The organism is Thiorhodococcus mannitoliphagus, assembly GCF_010915725.1.
In the GTDB taxonomy this organism is placed as follows: Bacteria; Pseudomonadota; Gammaproteobacteria; order Chromatiales; family Chromatiaceae; genus Thiorhodococcus; species Thiorhodococcus mannitoliphagus.
The window spans coordinates 1-16,814 of record NZ_JAAIJR010000111.1 but is presented as its reverse complement, the minus strand read 5'-3'; the positions used below and the strand labels follow the sequence as shown (position 1 = coordinate 16,814).

Annotated in this window: 8 protein-coding genes; 2 read left to right on the top strand and 6 right to left on the bottom strand. The window is 64.5% G+C overall.

What is annotated here, in order from left to right:
- Positions 1-186 precede the first annotated feature (186 nt).
- From menD to G3480_RS20235, 3 genes are all read right to left on the bottom strand, one after another.
- Complete coding sequence (gene menD / locus G3480_RS20245; protein ID WP_164655706.1) at positions 187-2,064, bottom strand: 2-succinyl-5-enolpyruvyl-6-hydroxy-3-cyclohexene-1-carboxylic-acid synthase; 1,878 nt, start codon at positions 2,062-2,064, stop codon at positions 187-189.
- 7 nt (positions 2,065-2,071) lie between these two features.
- Entirely contained in the window at positions 2,072-3,460 is a 1,389-nt protein-coding gene (locus tag G3480_RS20240; RefSeq protein ID WP_164655705.1) for an isochorismate synthase, read from the bottom strand.
- Positions 3,461-3,558: 98 nt separating this feature from the next.
- A complete protein-coding gene (locus G3480_RS20235) occupies positions 3,559-4,473 on the bottom strand; it encodes an alpha/beta fold hydrolase (protein WP_164655704.1) in 915 nt (304 codons plus the stop codon).
- 252 nt (positions 4,474-4,725) lie between these two features.
- On the opposite strand from G3480_RS20235, the gene G3480_RS20230 reads away from it, so the two are divergent.
- A complete protein-coding gene (locus G3480_RS20230; RefSeq protein WP_206171808.1) occupies positions 4,726-5,559 on the top strand; it encodes a lipase family protein in 834 nt (277 codons plus the stop codon).
- Here G3480_RS20230 and G3480_RS29055 read toward each other — a convergent pair.
- On the bottom strand, positions 5,556-8,375 hold the full coding sequence (locus G3480_RS29055; protein WP_164655703.1) for a methyl-accepting chemotaxis protein: 2,820 nt from the start codon (positions 8,373-8,375) through the stop codon (positions 5,556-5,558). The genes G3480_RS20230 and G3480_RS29055 overlap by 4 nt on opposite strands.
- A gap of 287 nt (positions 8,376-8,662) precedes the next feature.
- On the bottom strand, positions 8,663-12,706 hold the full coding sequence (locus G3480_RS20220) for an EAL domain-containing protein (protein WP_164655702.1): 4,044 nt from the start codon (positions 12,704-12,706) through the stop codon (positions 8,663-8,665).
- 789 nt (positions 12,707-13,495) lie between these two features.
- On the opposite strand from G3480_RS20220, the gene G3480_RS20215 reads away from it, so the two are divergent.
- A complete protein-coding gene (locus G3480_RS20215) occupies positions 13,496-14,443 on the top strand; it encodes an ADP-ribosylglycohydrolase family protein (RefSeq protein ID WP_164655701.1) in 948 nt (315 codons plus the stop codon).
- A gap of 34 nt (positions 14,444-14,477) precedes the next feature.
- On the opposite strand, the gene recD2 is transcribed toward G3480_RS20215, so the two are convergent.
- The gene (gene recD2 / locus G3480_RS20210; protein WP_164655700.1) at positions 14,478-16,703 is read right to left on the bottom strand and encodes an SF1B family DNA helicase RecD2; all 2,226 of its coding nucleotides are present in this window, start codon (positions 16,701-16,703) and stop codon (positions 14,478-14,480) included.
- Between the last annotated feature and the right edge of the window lie 111 nt (positions 16,704-16,814).

Below are 16,814 nucleotides of genomic sequence, written 5' to 3'. Positions count from 1 at the left end.
CGCTGAGACAACGATGCCGATAGAAAAAAATGATGGACAGGAGGCAAATCGGACTTGCGTCAGAACAGAGTATCTACAGCTCGGGCGATTACAATATTCAGACAGCCTCTTAGGGATTCGCTTCGTCCGCGGACTCGTTTGCTGACGCTGGTGTTCATCGCTTTGTTCCGCGCAACGGGCATGCTTCTATTCGCCCAGGTTCAGGCTGCTCAGGGAGCGCCAAAACTCGAGGTGAGTCTCACGGCTGGTGTCCGCATCCACGACGACCTCGATCACGTCGAGCCGAGACTCGGCGCGCAGCGCTTCGTCCAGCGCTTCGTCCAGCGCTTGGCTGAGTGCTTCGGGTCCAGCCGCGAGACGATGGCGAACGCCAAAGCCCGCAAGCAGGTTGCCGAGCTCGATCTGAACGGGCGTGCGCCAGAATCGCTCAAAACCCGGAAGACCATGCTGCGGCAGATAGTCGAAGATCCGGCCCCCTCCATTATTGATGACAACGCAGGGCCGGTCGAACGCGCTCCCGAGCAGCAGTCCGCTCAGGTCATGGAGGAAAGAAAGATCTCCGAGCAGGCCGGTGGTGGGGATGCCGCCGGCGCCGAGGCCCGCGAGGGTCGAGGTTTGGCCGTCGATGCCGCTCGCCCCCCGATTGCCGAAGACCTCAAGTGAGGCTTCACGGCTGCCTGACCAAGTGTCGAGCTGACGGATCGGCATGGAGTTGGCGCAGAGCAACCCCTCGCCCCCGGGGAGCTTGTCCAAGAGCGTGGCGATGAGATGGGCCTCGCACCATGGCGCCGCCTGGAGATACTGACGGGCGCGTCGATCGACCTCGGCTTCGAGGCTGAGCCAGTGGTGCAGCCAATCGAGTTGGCGTGGACTGATCTCATCCCTTTCCCATTCGGCGGATAGGATCAGCTCGAAGAACGCCTCGGGCTGGAGGCGAAGTCTCCAGCGGACGTCATGATTCGGATCGCTCCACCGCCCGCCCGGGTCCAGCAAGATGGTCGGTCTATCAGCGAGCCAGCCGAGCAGGGTCTTGGAGACCGGCGCGCGTCCGATTCTGAGCACCCAGTCTGGCTTCAGCGCCTCGGCGATAGGGGCATTGCGCAAGAAGCTGTCGTATCGGGTGATGCGACCAGGACCCGCAGGCCCGAAGCGCAGACCGCTCAGGGGGTCGCACAGAACCGGGACATTGAGGACCATGGCGGCCTTCCAGAGGGCGTCAGCAGCCGCTTTGGACAAGGCACCTGGTCCGCAGCAGATGACGCCGCAGCCCGTGCTCAGCGGTAGCTCATCGAGATGAGCGCGCGCCCTGTCAGTGATCGGCCAGTCTTGGCCTGCTGTGGGTCCTGACTGGGTCCTTGATTCTGCGGCCGTATCGCATCCGGCTGCGCTAAGAAGGTGTCCCTCAATGGCTTCCTGATGCGAGCGATGCCGCCCGAAATCCCCCCTGGCCCCCCTTTGCAAAAGGGGGGAAGTTGTTGGTGGCGACGCGATAAGCTCTGAGCATTCGCTACTTGGAACCAAGGGCTCGCGGAAGGGCAGGTTCAGGTGTATCGGTCCGGGCGGTGAGCTTCGACTGGTTGTGGCTGCGCGCAGGCCGAGTGCGCGAATCATCTTGAGCGCGCCTGGGGTGTCTTCCGCCGGTCCGGGGTCGTGGAATCCCCGGATATAGCCACTGAAGAGGGCGCTCTGATCAATGGTCTGATTCGCCCCCCAGCCCCTGAGTTCGGGCGGGCGGTCCGCCGACAGCAGGATCAGCGGGATCTCCGATTCGGACGCCTCAATGACGGCTGGCAGCCAGTGCGCTGGGGCGCTGCCCGAGGTGCAGAGGATCCCGACCGGCCTTCCCGAGGCGCGGGCGAGGCCGAGCGCGAAGAAGGCCGCGCTACGCTCGTCGAGGATGGCTGTCAGCTCCAGCCCAGGCCGTCGTTGACCGGCCAGCACCAGGGGGGTGGAGCGCGAGCCGGGCGAGACGATCAGTCGGCGCATGCCGCCCTCGATCAGCCCGTCCATCAGGGCGAGCGACCATTGCAGGTTGATGCAAGCCTGGCTCTGCTGAGACGACATCAAGGGGTCAGGCAAACTGCAGGGCGGTGGACATGGCCGCGAGCTTGTGCTCCGTCTCCTGCCATTCGCTCAAGGGATCTGAGCCCGCGACGATGCCGGCGCCGGCATAGAGTTCGGCGACGCGGTCTTGGATGCGGGCACAGCGCAGCAGCACCCAGAGTTCGCCGGTGAGGTCGGGCGCGACGATACCGGCCGCGCCCGTGTACCAGCCGCGCTCGATGGGCTCATGCGCGCGCAGCCAGGCCCATGCCTCCCGTCGCGGCTGGCCGTTGGTCGCGGGGGTCGGATGGAGGCGGTCGGCGAGTTCGAAGACATCGACCCCCGGCTTCAGTTCGCCGCGAACCAGGCTCCACAAGTGCTGCGCGTTGTTGAGCTGCAGGATGCGCGGGCCATCCGGCGGGTCCAGGTGGCGGCAGCAATGGCTCAGCGCCTCATTGACCGCCTCGACGACCACGCGGTGCTCGCGCAGGTTCTTTTCACACGTCTGCAGCCCCGCCGTGATCTGGGCATCGACCTCCGAGTCCTCGGCCCGGCACGCCGTGCCGGCGATGGCGTCCGCCTCGATGCGGTCACGGTGCTGGGTGAAGAGACGCTCGGGGGTGGCGGCGACGAAGTTGTCTTGGTCTCTGCGGATGCTCAGCACCTGACACGAGGGGAAGAGGTAGCCAAGGGCAGCGGAGAGCCGCGTCAGGTCGAAGCGGCGGTGTCCGCGCAGGCGTAGTCGACGGCACAGGACGACCTTTTCGAGCCGCTCTGCGTCGATCTCATCGAGCGCCGAGAAGACCAGTTCACGCCAATCCTCCAAGTCTGGCTCGCTGTCGCCTGGATTCAAGTGGGCGGGCGTGAGTGGGTCCGACGCCGGTGCGTCGAGCAGCGGCACGACACGCTCGAGCCAAGCCTCCCAGTGCCCCAGGAGCCAGTGCTGATCGACGTCGGTCGCTGTCGTCAGGATGAGGGCAGCCTGGCCGCCGTGTGAAGTTAGGGCAAGCTCCGGCAGCCAGAAGACGGCGTTCGGGAGGTCGCCTGCGTCGCTGCCTGGCTTGGGGGTTGGTGAGGCCGCGAATCCGAGCAGACCAAACCCGGTAAAGCCCGTCTCGTCGGGGTCGGATTGCTGCCATCGCGCCGCGGCGGCGCGGGCGTGTCCGCGCAGGATCTCGAGCCGCTGCGGACCCTCGGCGAGCCACTCCGCGGCGACACCGTAGCCCACGCGAAGATCTCCGCGATGCGCGTGCAGGAATTGAAAGCGGGGTCCCGCGATCTCGGGAGCCGCCGTTAGACCATGCGGCAGCTCAAGGACCAGGGAGGCGTATCCCGGTCCTGGCCCCAAGGCAAGGCTGCTGATGGTTTCGCGAAGGCGGGCCTTGAGCTGCTCAAGGGCTTGGAGCTGTTGAAGCATGTTTGGATGGCTTGGGCGGGGCGTCGAAGGCCGCGCGGCGGCGCCACTGGATGACGCCGCCGTCGCGATGCGGCCGGCTCACTGCAATGGCTGGGATTCTAACCGAGGGAGTCCCAGAAGCGCTCGATTGCCGTGGCCGTTTCGGCGGGCTTTTCCCACTGTGGCATCCCGAGCGTGGGGGTGATGCGCTCGGCACGCCAGTTCGCATGGCGGCTGAGGAAGTCCGGCAGCTCATGGAAGTCGATGTTCGGATCCTTGTCGTAGAGCACCAGCACCGGCTGGCTCACCTTGCCGTAGACAGTGTCGCCGGCGTGGGGCGTGAACAACTGGCCCGAGAGGAAATAGAGTGGGGCATTCTTGGCGCCGGGCTGATGCGTGGTGGCGTGGGCATAGTCGATCAGCTCGGCCGGCGGCTTGCCGACGAAGGCCTGGTTGTAGAAGAACTTGATGCTCGGGCGCGTGGTCAGCAGTCCGTAGAGACCGTCGTTGATCACTGGTACGCTCAAGAACTTGTACGCGCGCTCGGCGGCCGCGCCAGTCGGGAGCCCTCGGCGGCTGAAGCCGGTCGGAGAGAGCAGGGCCAGGGAGGTGACCAGTTCGGGCTTGGCCTGCGTCGCCAGCGCGGAAAATTCGCAGCCCAGCGAGTAAGCGACCAGATCTGCGGGCATCTTGACGACAGTCTCGAGGAATTCTGCGATGGTGGCGGCGTAGAGCGCGGGGGAGTAGCGGCGCTTGCTGCGGTCCGAGTGCCCGAAGCCGGGCAGGTCCAAGGCGTAAACGGGGCGCTTGGTGCGGAAGTGCTCGAAGAGCGGCTTCATCTCATGGGCGCTGGGGGCCGCGTTGATGCTGTGAATCAGGACGATGGGTCGGCCTGCGACCGCAGTATCGGCGTAATAGTGGATACGCCCTCCCTGCTGGGTTTCGAGGTCATGGCGGCTGGCGTCGATGGCACCGGGCAGCGAGGCGCTGCGGGCAGTGGCCGTACTGGCGTTGGACGAGATTGCGGAGTCCATGTGCGATTACCTCTGTATCAATTGGGTCTGGCGGTCTCGGTTCTGGGGCTCAGCGCGGCGCACCGCGGGCTCCGCTCGGCAGCCTTAGACGCATGGCCGAGGCATAAGCTCCAGACTCTGTCCTAAAAAATGATGGGATGATCCTTGCCGTGCCGGCCAGCCGATCTCCTTTCACGCAAATGGCGGTTGATCTCGATGAAGTCAAAGGACTGTCAGGCTTGCTTGACGGCGGCTTGTCAATGGAAGTTTACAGTGGTCTTGGCCGCTTGTCTGTTGATCTCGGGCTGCTTGGGTGGCGCTCCCGGGTCCTTGCGCGAGGCGTCCTCGCCTCAGGCCGGGGCGGCGGCGCACAGGGGGGGGCACGACGCCTTCGCCGTCCAGCGAGGGCGCTTGGTCTCCGTCACCGGCTGCGTGCTGAGCTACAGCCGCTATTCAGCGGCGAGCGCGCAACCGGGTGATCTGGTCGTGCTCGGCCACGGTTTCCTGCGTGGCCAGGCAAATATGGCTGGACTGGCACGGGCCTTGGCCGCTTCGGGCGTGACGACACTGACCTTGGATTTCTGCAAGGGCAGCCCCTTCGCGGGCAATCACTTCAGAAATGGCTTGGACATGATGGCTCTGGCCAGGGCTCAGGGCGCGCGCCGCGTGGTCTACGTCGGCTTCTCCGCCGGTGCGCTGGCCGCCTTGGTCGCTGGGCGCAACGATCCGCGCAGCCTCGGAATCGTCGCGCTGGACCTGGTCGACGCCGAAGGGCTGGGCGCCTTGATGGCGGCGGGACTCGAGGTGCCGCTCGTGGGTCTGGTGGGTGATGCCTCGTCCTGCAATGCCTACAACAACGGCTTGAGCCTTTATGCCGCCAGCCGGCAGGCGCTCGTCCGGCGCTTTCCGGGGGCGGACCATTGCGACTTCGAGTCGGAAACCGACTGGCTTTGCCGCCTGGTCTGTCCGCCGGGAGCGGCCGACGCGGCCCTGATGCGGCAAGCCATCATCAAGGCCACGGTGGACGCCGTGGCTGAACTCTTCGCGACTGCGGACGCTGAGCGCCGCAGTCGCCGGCCGGCCAGATTGTCGTCACGCGCGGGCTAGAACTCCTCCCATTCATCCCCGCCATCGATCGCGGCTGGGACGGCACTCAGTCGCTTGTTGCTCGGTCGGCTGGTCTTGGCCGGCATCTGGACGACGGGCCGCTTCGCTGGCGTGGCCTTAGCCGCGGGCTTGACCGCTTGGGGCCGAGCTGACGCGGCAACTGGGCTGTGGTCCGACATCCTGAAGACGGACACAGCCTGAGCCAGTACCCGCGTCTGGTCCTCGAGGCTCTCGGCCGCGGCGGCCGCCTCTTCGACGAGGGCGGCGTTCTGCTGCGTGACCTCGTCCATCTGAGCGACGGCCTGAGTGACCTGCTCGATGCCTGAGCTCTGCTCGCGTGAGGCGCTGGTGATCTCGCTGACCAGACCGGCAACTTGGCGGAAGCTGTTGAGGATCTCTTCCATGGTGCTGCCAGCCTGGCCGGCGATCTCGGCGCCGCCCTCGACTTTGCTGACCGAGTCGGTGATCAGCTCCTTGATCTCTTTGGCGGCCTGGGCACTGCGCTGCGCCAGGCTGCGCACCTCGGCGGCAACCACCGCGAAGCCGCGGCCCTGCTCGCCGGCGCGCGCGGCCTCGACAGCGGCATTGAGTGCCAGGATGTTGGTCTGGAAGGCGATGCCGTCGATGACGCTGATGATGTCGGCGATGCGCCGGCTGGATTCCTGGATGGCGGCCATGGTCTGCACCACGCCCTGGACCATCTCGCCACCGCGTGTTGCCACGGCATTGGCATCCTGGGCGAGCTGGTTGGCCTGGTCGGCGTTCTGTGCGTTTTGCTTGACCGTGGCGTTCAGCTGCTCCATCGAGCTGGCGGTCTCTTCCAGGCTGGCGGCCTGCTCTTCGGTGCGGCTGGACAGGTCCGAATTGCCGGAGGAGATCTCGCCGGCCGCGGTGCCGATGGCATCCGAGACCTCGAGGATCTGGCCGACGACCTCGCGCAGCCGGGCGACCGTGGTGTTGGTGTCGTCCTTGACCTGGCCGAAGGTGCCCTCGTACTCGGCCTCGATACTGCGATTGAGATCGCCGGAGGCGATGGCATTGAGCACGCCGGCAACGTCCGCCAGGCCGTTGGCGACGATCTCCATGAGTCGGTTCAGTCCAGTGCCGAGCTGTTGGAAGAAGGCCTCCTTGCCCGCGACCTCGATGCGGTGTGAGAAGTCGCCGCGTGCCGCGGCATCGATGAGGTCGGCGATTTCCTGCTCGGCGACGACCTCGTCCGTGCGGTCGACCCATTGGGTGACGCGGCCGCGGTAGCTGCCGTCCTCGTCACGCACGGGGCTGGCAGTAAAGCGGAGGGTTCGGCCCGCCAGCAGCATGTCGAATTGGCGCGTCTCGGTGAGTTCTTGGCGATAGACCGCGGCGATCTCTTCATCCTCGAAATAGTCTGCCAGGGTGGCGCCGATCAGCTTGTCGACCGCGAAGCCTGGCTGGCTGCGCTGAATGCTTTCCGCCATGCCGGACCAAAGCCGGCGCGCGGCTTCATTGAGATAGACCAGCTGGCTGCGATCGTCCGAGAGGGTGACCGGGAGGGTGACATTGTCTAAGGCCGTGCGGATGCGCAGGTTCTCGTTGGCGATGCGTTTGGTGTCCTGGATCTCGAAGTCCAGGCGCGCTTGGACCGATTTGACGGCCAGCGTCATTTCGCCGAGTTCGTCATGATTGGTCACTGCGATCCGCTGGCTGTAATCGCTGTTGGAGATGGCCTCGAGATGCCCGCGAATCACCCGCAAGGGCTTGGCGATCTTGCCTGTGAGCTGGAAACCCAGAAGGGCGGCGATGAGGAGCGCGAAGATGGAGAAGCCAATCGCTTGCTTCTCCGCCAGATGCGCCGCGACGACGGACGCGTCCCGCTCGGCCGCCGCGGCTTCATTGATGCGCTGCAGCGCGGCCATAATGAGCTTCTTGTTGGCCCGCCAAGTGACGTTCTCTTCTTCCTTATAAACACGCTTGGCGCTGGCGAGGTCTCCGGCATCGAGGTGATCCAGGACGCGCGCCTGAATGGCTGCTTGGTCCTTGCGCTGGGCCTTGATGCTGTCGAGCGCCGTGATGGCTTCGGCATCCCCCGCAGACAGTTGTCTGAGCGTTGCGAGGCTCTGATCGAACTGGGCGTTCGATTTCTCGAGGTTATCGCGGGCCTGCTTGTCCTGGGGCTCGATGAGGATGTAGCGCATGGCCGCGACCATCTGGAGCCCATTGCCGTAGAGGTCGTTGTAGCCCTGCTCGAGGACCTGGGTCTCGTCCGTGATCTTCTGCAGGTGCCCCGCCGTGCGCTCGATCCCCATGATCGAGATGCCGAGCGCCACCGCGAAGATCAGCGCGGTGATGAAGAGTCCGCCTGGCAGCGCGCGAGTGATGTGGATGTCATTGATGCGCGTGCGGATCCTCGCCACCAGCGGCTGAGCGGACTTGCCGGCGCGCAATCGGGCGTAAGTGGCCTCGGCCTTGGCGATCTGCTCCTGGCTCGGCTTGCGGCGCACCGAGATGTACCCGGTCGTCTGGCCATGCTTGCGCTCGGGCGAGACATTGGCCTCGACCCAATAGAAGTCGCCGTTCTTGCAGCGGTTCTTGACCAGGCCCGTCCATGGCTTTCCGGCCTTGATGGTGTCCCACATGTCCTTGAAGGCTGCGGCGGGCATATCCGGATGCCGGATGATGTTCTGCGGCGCCCCCATCAGCTCGGTTTCGGTGAAACCGCTGATGTCGAGGAAGTCGCGATTGAAGTCGGTGATGCGCCCCTTGAGGTCGGTGCGTGAGACGATCAGCTGATCGTCGCGCATGACGTGCTCGTTGTCCGTAACAGGCAGATTCGTTCTCATGGTCGAGTCCTCGCCCGCTGTGAATCCTGGAGGGTTGTTTTAGTCATTTGATCTGATGCTTGGGGGCCTTCGCTTCACGGTCTCTGAGCCTGGTTCAGGGGCCGTGCAGCCGGCGGCTTGTCGTCGCAAGGTGACGAAGCGGCAATTTAGCAGAATGGTCGGAAATAAACCGGCGAGCTGGTCACAGTCTCGACAGGCTCCTAGGGTCGCTCGGGGTTACTGTGAGCGCGCCGCACCGGCTGGCTATGCGGCTGCGGGGTGGGAACGGGGGCCGCACGCTGGGGCTGTCAGCGCGTGGACAGCCAAGCAGCAAGGGTCTGGATCTCTTCGTCGGTCAGGCCGCCAACCACCGCCCTCATCGCCGCTGACAGGCCATTGGTGCGCTGGCCGTCGCGGATGTCTTTCATCTGCTGCAGCAAGTATTCGGAGTTCTGGCCCGAGAGCTTGGGATAGATTGGCAGGACGGGCTCATTGGGGTGGTCCCCGTGGCAGCTGTGGCACAGCTTCTCTTTGTAGAGTGTTGCGCCATCAGCGGCCAGGGCTGGGGCGTGGGCGCCAATCGTCAGCCCCAGTGCCAGCAGCATGCGGGTCAAGATTCGGGCGTGTCGATCATCCATCTTTGGTAGCCTCACTTCGCGTTCTCTGCCTGTCCACCAGCAGACCGACAGCCGCTTCCGGGGCGACGGCGTTCCCGGATCAACCTGAATGCGTGACCAGAGGGGGCGGATTGTCCTCTGCGCCGCGAAGTCCTCGAAGGATCTGGCTGGCATGGGTCTGGCAAAGAGGTAGCCTTGGCCGAGCCTGCAGCCACCCGAGGACAAAAAGGTCTGCTGCTCAAGCGTTTCGATCCCTTCGGCAAGCACCTCCAAGCCGAGGCTCTGTGCCAGGCTGATCACGGCCCCGGTGATGGCAACCGCGTCGCGATCGCTCGGGATGTCGGCGACGAAGGCGCGATCGATCTTGAGTTTGGTGATGGGCAGGCGTTTGAGGTAGCTCAAGGACGAGTAGCCTGTTCCAAAGTCGTCGATGGCCACGCCGATCCCTTCCGCGCGCAAGCGATGCAGCAAGGGCTCGGCGTTGACTCGATGCGTCACGAGCAGACTCTCCGTGATCTCCAGCTCCAGGCGCCGCGGATCGAGCCCGACGTCGGTTAAGATCCGCAGGATCTCATCGCCCAGCGACAGGTCATCGAACTGGCGGGCGGACAGATTGACGGCGATGGTCGCGTTCGTTGGCATCAGGGCGCTGTCAAGCCAAGCGCGCATTTGGCGGCAGGCCAGCTCCAGCACGCGCCGACCCAACTCGAGGATGATGCCGGTTTCCTCCGCCACCCCGATGAAGCCGTCCGGCGATACGATGCCCCTACTCGGATGCCTCCAGCGCACCAATGCCTCGGCGCCCACCAGCCGGCCATCGCGCAGGTCGAGCTGAGGCTGGTAGTAGACCTCCAGCTCATCGTTCGCGATGGCGTTGCGCAGGCTCGCCTCGAGCATCAGCCGCTCGCGCGCGAACTGCGTCATGTCCTCGGTGTAGTAGGCGAAGGTGTTGCCACCCTTGTCCTTGGCCTTGTGCATGGCGGCATCCGCGTTGCTCACCAACAGATCCGCAGTGGTGCCGTTGTGCGGATAGACGCTGATGCCGACACTGGCCGAGAGGTAGATGGTGCGCTCTTCCAAGAGGAATGGCTGGGCGAAATCATTGAGGATGGCACGAGCCGCCCCGATGGTGTCTTGCGCGCCGGAGAGACTGCGAAGCAGCATAATGAAGGCGTCGCCGCCAATGCGGGCCAATGTATCGCCTTCGGGTACCAGGGCTCCAATGCGCTGCGCGGCTATCTTCAACACCTCGTCGCCGATCGGGTGTCCGAAGCTGTCGTTGACCCGTTGAAAGCGATCGAGATCCACGAAGAGCACGGCCAATTGCCAGCCGTGGCGATGCGCGCGATCGATGGCCTGAGTCAGGCGGTCGTTGAACAGCAGCCGGTTCGGCAGGCCGGTGAGATGGTCGTGAGTCTCCAGGCGCTCGACCGTCAGTTCCTGCTCGCGCAGTCGCGCGACGACGCCCAGATAGTCGGTGATGTCGTGCGTCACCTCGATGATGCTGTTGATCCGGCCCTCAGTGTCCCTCAAGGGGCTTGCGACGATTTCTAGGGTACGCGGCTGTCCCGCGATTAACTCATTGTGAACGACCTTTGACGTCACACCGCTCGCCAGCACCTGCATCAGCGGGCAAGGTTCATCCTCGCCGTGACAGGGCTCTGCGCGGTGCTTCGCAACGCCGTAGCAGGTCGGGGGGCCGGTGTCGGGGGCTTGCGCCCCGCCACGCCGAGCCGCCTCATTCATCTTGATGATGTTGCGATTGGCATCGATCACCATCAACGGCTCGGTGATACCGTCGATGATCCGCTGCAAGTGCTCGCGCTCGTCGGCGATCGCCTGACGCGCCTGCATCAGCTCGGTCACGTCGCGGCAGGTCACAAGGACGCGGCCATCGCCGATGTGGACGGGTTTGATGCTAACCAGCAGGCGGTGCTGCCGCCCGTCGACACCCTCGACGGACACCTCGCGATTACGGATCTCTTGACCCGCCGCAAGTTCCTCGGGCGCGAATGCCTCTGCGCCCAACAAGGCGCTCAGGCGCTTCATCGCCCAGACATCGGCTTCCGATCGTCCGAAAAGGCGGTGCTCATGGAGGCAGACGAAGGTGAAATCACCGGTCAAGGTGGTGATGAAGACGGGATCGGAGATGCTTTCGAGCGTTTCGCGGTAGAGGGCCTCGCTTGCGCGCAGCGCGGCCTCCGCCATGGCACGGTCCGTGACGTCTCGAGTCAGCCCGATCAGGCATCGCTGCCCGTCCTTGTGCAGCGCAATCGCTTCAACCTCCAACTGTGCTTCGGTGTCGTCCTTGCGGCGTGCACGATGCTTGAGCTGGACCCGATCCACACGGCCCTCAAGGATGTCCGCGAAGGTCGCGCGCGCCATGGAACGATCCGGCTCTGGAAGGATCCTGAGCCAATCCTCCAGCGTGCGCAGCCCGTCGTCCGGACCATATCTCAAGAGATCGCGCAGTGAGCTGTCGGAAAAGACGCGCTGCGTGGCGGCAGCTAACTCCCACACGCCAAATCCGGCGAACCGACTCGCCTGCTCGAAACGCTGCTGACTTTCGGCGAGGGAGCGTAGCGCGCGCTTGCGCGAATAGATCAGCAGCAACAGGGTGAGTATCGTCCCGGTCAGCAAGAGGAACACCACGCCTGCGCCAATGACGAGCCGACCATGTCGGGACATGAGTGTGTCAGGGCGATACAAGAGGCGTGAACCCTCGGGCAAGGCGCTCTCTGGAATCCCGAACCGCCTGAGTTCGCGATCGTCGAATATGGGGAGGTTGGCGCCTTCCCAGATCGCCGGCAGCGCGCTCGGGTCCGCGCCAGCGAGGATCTCGACGGCCATGGCGGCTGCTTGTCTCGCCTGGGCCGAGTGACTTACGAGAACGCCGCCCAGAATGCCCGCGCCCAGGCCATGCTCCCAAAGATGAAAGATCGGACGCGTCGATCGCGATCGGATCAGGGCGAGCGATTCCGCAAACGACTTGCCTTGACCGTCACGATCCTCATAGGCGGACAGCAACAGCAGCACGGAGGTGTCATCGAGCGCGGCCAGTTGCTCACCCAGCTCGTCCCACGTCAGCTCCTTCAACGAGAGCACCCGCAGCCCGAACGAATGATGCTCGCCGTCGAGCGCCCGCAGCGCGGCAAGATCCCCTTGTCCGCTGACCGTCCCATCGACGATCACGACGAGTTCAGTGGCGGCGGGAAAGAGTCGCGCGGCGAGTTCCACCGTTTCCGCCAATGAGGGGGACTCATAGATGCCGGTTGTGCGTGGCTCGGCTTCCGCCTGCCGCATTCGGGCCTGATCATTGATGCCCATATAGACCACGGGGAGACCATCGAGCCCGCGAACGCGATGATCGAGCATCAGCTGCAGCGCATTGTCATCGGCGGTGATGACGAGATCGAACGGCGCCTCGCGGATCAATTTGTGCGAGAGCAGCGCAGCGTATTGCTGCACGAAGGTCTCATCCCATTGGATCTTGCTGTCGAGATACTCGACCTTCAGCCCGACACCGGCCGCGAAGAGCGTCTCGCCGACCGCTTGGACGATCTTTTGGGACGTTGGAAAGGTGGGGTCGTAGGAGAGCAACAGGAGCACCCGCCGACCACTCGGGGTATGAACCCATGTGGTCGAGCCCGGCGTGGCGGATTCCGGCACGCCGCTCGGTGCAGCCGTGCTGACGCTCAGCAGCCCGGCGAGGAGCATTGCGACGAGCATCTGCATTGACCAAACTCCGATACGACAGAAACAGATCATGCGGTCTAACACCGGGCGCGGAACAGGACGGCTGACAAGGCATCAGGCGATTTCTGCCGCAGCTCATAGCCGCTGACTTGTCTCGAGGCCCGCCTTGCGTGACGCAGCCTTGGTGACATGGCCCGGCCATGCTTCTTGAAGCCAAGCCTCGATCCGGCACGAACTGGTAGAAGATTTTTCCGGCAATCCTCTAAGTCTAGCGCAAGCGCTTCCGGCCGCCTGCAGCCTTCGGCCATATCAAGGCGCGTCAAGGCACTGAGTCAGCCAACAAACCACGATAAGCCAACAGGCGGCGAGTGGATGATAGGCGCTGTTCAAAGCAGCAGAACGCTAGGCGCCCGTCCGACTTAGAAAGCGTCCATCAACAACTTCCCCCCCTTTCGCAAAGGGGGGCTAGGGGGGATTTCGGGCGGCATCGCTCGCATCGGGAAACAATTGATGGACACTTGCTTAGCGGGTCCTTCAGGATCTCCGATTTCGTTTGCCTATGCCACCCTTTACCTCTAGCCACTGGGCGCAATGCAGTCAGGCGCTCCGGCCGACCTTTGGCGCAAATGTCATGCTTTGGCTTTGCTCCTCCGGGCCTTTGGGTTTCAAATAGCGATCTGGATAGCAATGGAAGACTCATCCCGGAATCAAGGATGTCATCTTCTGCTGTTTCTCCGCGGACGACCTGGCGGTCTCTCTGGACTTGCTGGCTGAGGACGCGGGCGCTCATCCCTGACGACAGAACCAATCCTCCTGGAGCTTGCTGCTATGTCCGCATCCGTTCCAACGCTGCTTGAGCGCTATCGTGGTGCCCTGATCGGCCTGGCGGTTGGCGACGCCCTTGGTGTCACGCTGGAATTCACGCAGCCGGGCGGCTTCGAGCCGATCGACGACATGGTCGGCGGAGGCCCCTTCGGGCTTGCGCCTGGGCAGTGGACCGACGACACCTCCATGGCGCTCTGTCTCGCCGAAAGCCTCATCCACTGTCGCGGCTTTGACGCTGCTGACCAGATGCGTCGCTATCTGCGCTGGCGGGATGATGGTCACTGGAGCAGCACCGGCCGCTGCTTCGATATCGGCAACACGGTTGCCGCGGCCTTGCGGCGCTTTGAGGCCACGCACGAGCCCTACGCCGGCTCTGTGGATCCGCGCAGCGCCGGCAATGGCTCACTGATGCGGCTGGCACCGATTCCCTTGGCCTTCGCCCAGCGCCCAGTCGAGGCTGTGCGCTGCGCGAGCAGAATGTCGCGGACGACTCATGGCGCGACCGAGGCCGTGGACGCTTGCCGCTACATGACGGCGCTCATGGTTGGCGTCCTTGAAGGCCGTCCCAAGTCAGCGCTGCTGAGCCCGCGCTTCGGGTCGGGTGGCGTGGATTGGGCGGCGCACCCGCTGAGCGCGCAGATCGACCAGATCGCTGCCGGCCGCTTCAAGGCGCGTCAGCCTCCGGAGATCCGCGGCACGGGCTATGTGGTGCAGGCGTTGGAAGCGGCACTTTGGGCCTTCCACAATAGCAGTCGTTTCGAGGTCGGTGCGCTGAAAGCGGTCAATCTCGGCGAGGATGCCGATACCACTGGCGCCATCTATGGGCAGCTCGCTGGCGCATACTATGGCCTTGCCGCCATACCCGAGTCTTGGCGGGACTTGGTGGTGCGCGCAGATGAGATCATTGAAGTCGCTGATCATCTGGCAGATCTCGCCGGCCAAAGGCAGTAGGCCAGAGTTCATGATGATTGCAGTTCAGTCTGAGCTAGCCTCCTACCTCGCGATTCTGCTGATCCTTGAGCCCGGCCCCGTCACCGTTCTCGCCTAGCCTGGATTTGAGCTTGGTCAGCCGCCGACTCGATTCGACCTTCTTGACCGCCATACCCAGCGCCTTCGGTTGGGCGATGAGCACGACCAGGCGCTTGCCGCGCGTCACGGCCGTGTAGAGGAGGTTTCGCTGCAGCAGCGTGTAGTGCTGGGTCGCGAGCGGGATGACCACGGCGGGGTATTCGGAACCCTGGGCCTTGTGGACGCTGGTGGCGTAGGCAAGGGCGACCTCGTCCAGCTCGCCGGTTTCGTAGACGACCGCGCGGCCGTCGAAGTCGATGGTGAGCAGGCCCTCCTCGGCGTCGATCGACTGGATGCGGCCGATGTCGCCGTTGAAGACCTCCTTGTCATAGTTGTTGACTAGCTGGATGACCTTGTCGCCTGGGGCATAGGTCCAGCCAAAGCGCTCGATGCGTGGCTGTGCCTTGGGGTTGAGCGCGGTTTGCAGGGCGACATTGAGCGCGCGCGAACCGAGGCCGCCGCGGTTCATTGGCGTCAGGATCTGAACGTCACGGACCGGGTCCAGACCGAAGCGCTGGGGGATGCGCTCGGTGACGACGCGCATCAGCTTGTCGTGGATGGCCTCCGGGCTATCGCAGCGAATGAGGTAGAAGTCGCTGTCGGTCTGGTCGTTGCTTGGGACCTCCGGCATCTGACCGGCGTTGATCCGGTGGGCGTTGACGATGATCCGGGATGCGGCGGCCTGGCGGAAGATCTCGGTGAGCCGGGCGGTCGGCAGGGCACCCGAGCCGATGAGATCGGCCAGCACGGCACCGGGTCCGACGGAGGGGAGTTGGTCGACGTCACCGACCAGCAGCACGCCAGCGTGCGTCGGTACCGCGCGCAGCAACTGATTCATCAGCACCACGTCGACCATGGAGACCTCGTCGACGACCAGGAGGTCGGTCTCGAGCGGGCTGTATTGATCGCGGCGGAAGCCCATGGTCTGGGGGTCGAATTCCAGCAGCCGGTGAATGGTCTTGGCCTCGCTGCCAGTGGATTCGGACAACCGCTTGGCGGCGCGGCCGGTCGGTGCGCAGAGCAAGACGTCGACACCCTTGGCGCGCAGGATACGCAGGATGCTGTTGACCACCGTGGTCTTACCGACGCCTGGACCGCCGGTGATGATGCTCACCTTGCCGGCCACGGCCGCAGCGATGGCTGCGCGCTGAGAGTCGGATAGGGCCAGACCGGTCTTGGCTTCGACCCAAGGCAGTGCCTTCTCGGTATCGATGGCGCCCCAGGGCGGCGCGTCGAGCTGCAGGCGCTCGAGGCTGCGGGCAATGCCGATCTCAGCGCGCTGCAATGGGGTCAGGAAGAGCGCGGGGCGGTCATCGATGGGCTCGGCGACCAGCCGCGCTTCCGCCAGCTCAGCCTGAACGGCCTCCTCGATGATTGGGATCGGGATTTCGAGCAGGGTATTGGCCTGGGCGATCAGGGCTTCGTGCCAAGCCGCGCAGTGGCCCTCGCCGGCAATCTCCTGCAGCACATGCCGCACGCCGGCCTGTGCTCGGATCAGTGAGTCGCGTGGAATGCCCAATCGCCCGGCGATGGTGTCCGCGGTCTTGAAGCCGATGCCGTGGATGTCGAGCGCGAGGCGATAGGGGTTCTCGCGCACCTGCTCCACCGCCTGATCGCCATAGGTCTTGTAGATGCGCACCGCGCGTGCGGTGCCAACGCCGTGCGACTGCAGGAAGACCATGATCTCGCGGATGACCTTCTGCTCCGCCCAGGCCGCGGTGACGCGCTGCTGGCGCTTGGGGCCGATGCCTTCCAGCTCCAGTAGACGCTCGGGGTTGTCCTCGATGACGTCGAAGACGCGCTCGCCGAAGGCGCCCACGAGCTTGCGCGCGAAGTGTGGGCCGATGCCCTTGACCATGCCCGAGCCCAGATAGCGCTCGATGCCATCCAGTGTCCGTGGCGGGATGACGCGCAGGTCGATGGACTTGAACTGCAGCCCGTGCTCGCGGTCATTGACCCACCAGCCCTCGGCCTCCAGGTATTCGCCCGGTGTGACGCTGGCGGCGGAGCCGATGACGGTGACGAGTTCGCGCTCGCCGCGCACCTTAATCCGCAGCACACAGAAGCCGCTCTCGGGGCTATGGAAGGTGACCCGCTCGATCGCACCGCTGAGGCGCTCGGTTGGTGCTGACTGCGTTGGCATCTGGATAGGCCGGGGCAGGGCGCTCGTGCGCTAAGGTGATTTCCGAATAACAGTTTACCCGGTTAAGATGGGATTTACTCAACAGACTGACCCTATCGAGTCCGACCATGT

Coding starts and splice junctions, on each gene's coding strand:
- recD2 (WP_164655700.1), bottom strand. CDS start 16,703: ATGCCAACGCAGTCAGCACCAACCGAGCGCCTCAGCGGTGCGATCGAG.
- G3480_RS20215 (WP_164655701.1), top strand. CDS start 13,496: ATGTCCGCATCCGTTCCAACGCTGCTTGAGCGCTATCGTGGTGCCCTG.
- G3480_RS20220 (WP_164655702.1), bottom strand. CDS start 12,706: ATGCAGATGCTCGTCGCAATGCTCCTCGCCGGGCTGCTGAGCGTCAGC.
- G3480_RS20240 (WP_164655705.1), bottom strand. CDS start 3,460: ATGCTTCAACAGCTCCAAGCCCTTGAGCAGCTCAAGGCCCGCCTTCGC.
- G3480_RS20235 (WP_164655704.1), bottom strand. CDS start 4,473: ATGGACTCCGCAATCTCGTCCAACGCCAGTACGGCCACTGCCCGCAGC.
- G3480_RS29055 (WP_164655703.1), bottom strand. CDS start 8,375: ATGAGAACGAATCTGCCTGTTACGGACAACGAGCACGTCATGCGCGAC.
- menD (WP_164655706.1), bottom strand. CDS start 2,064: ATGTCGTCTCAGCAGAGCCAGGCTTGCATCAACCTGCAATGGTCGCTC.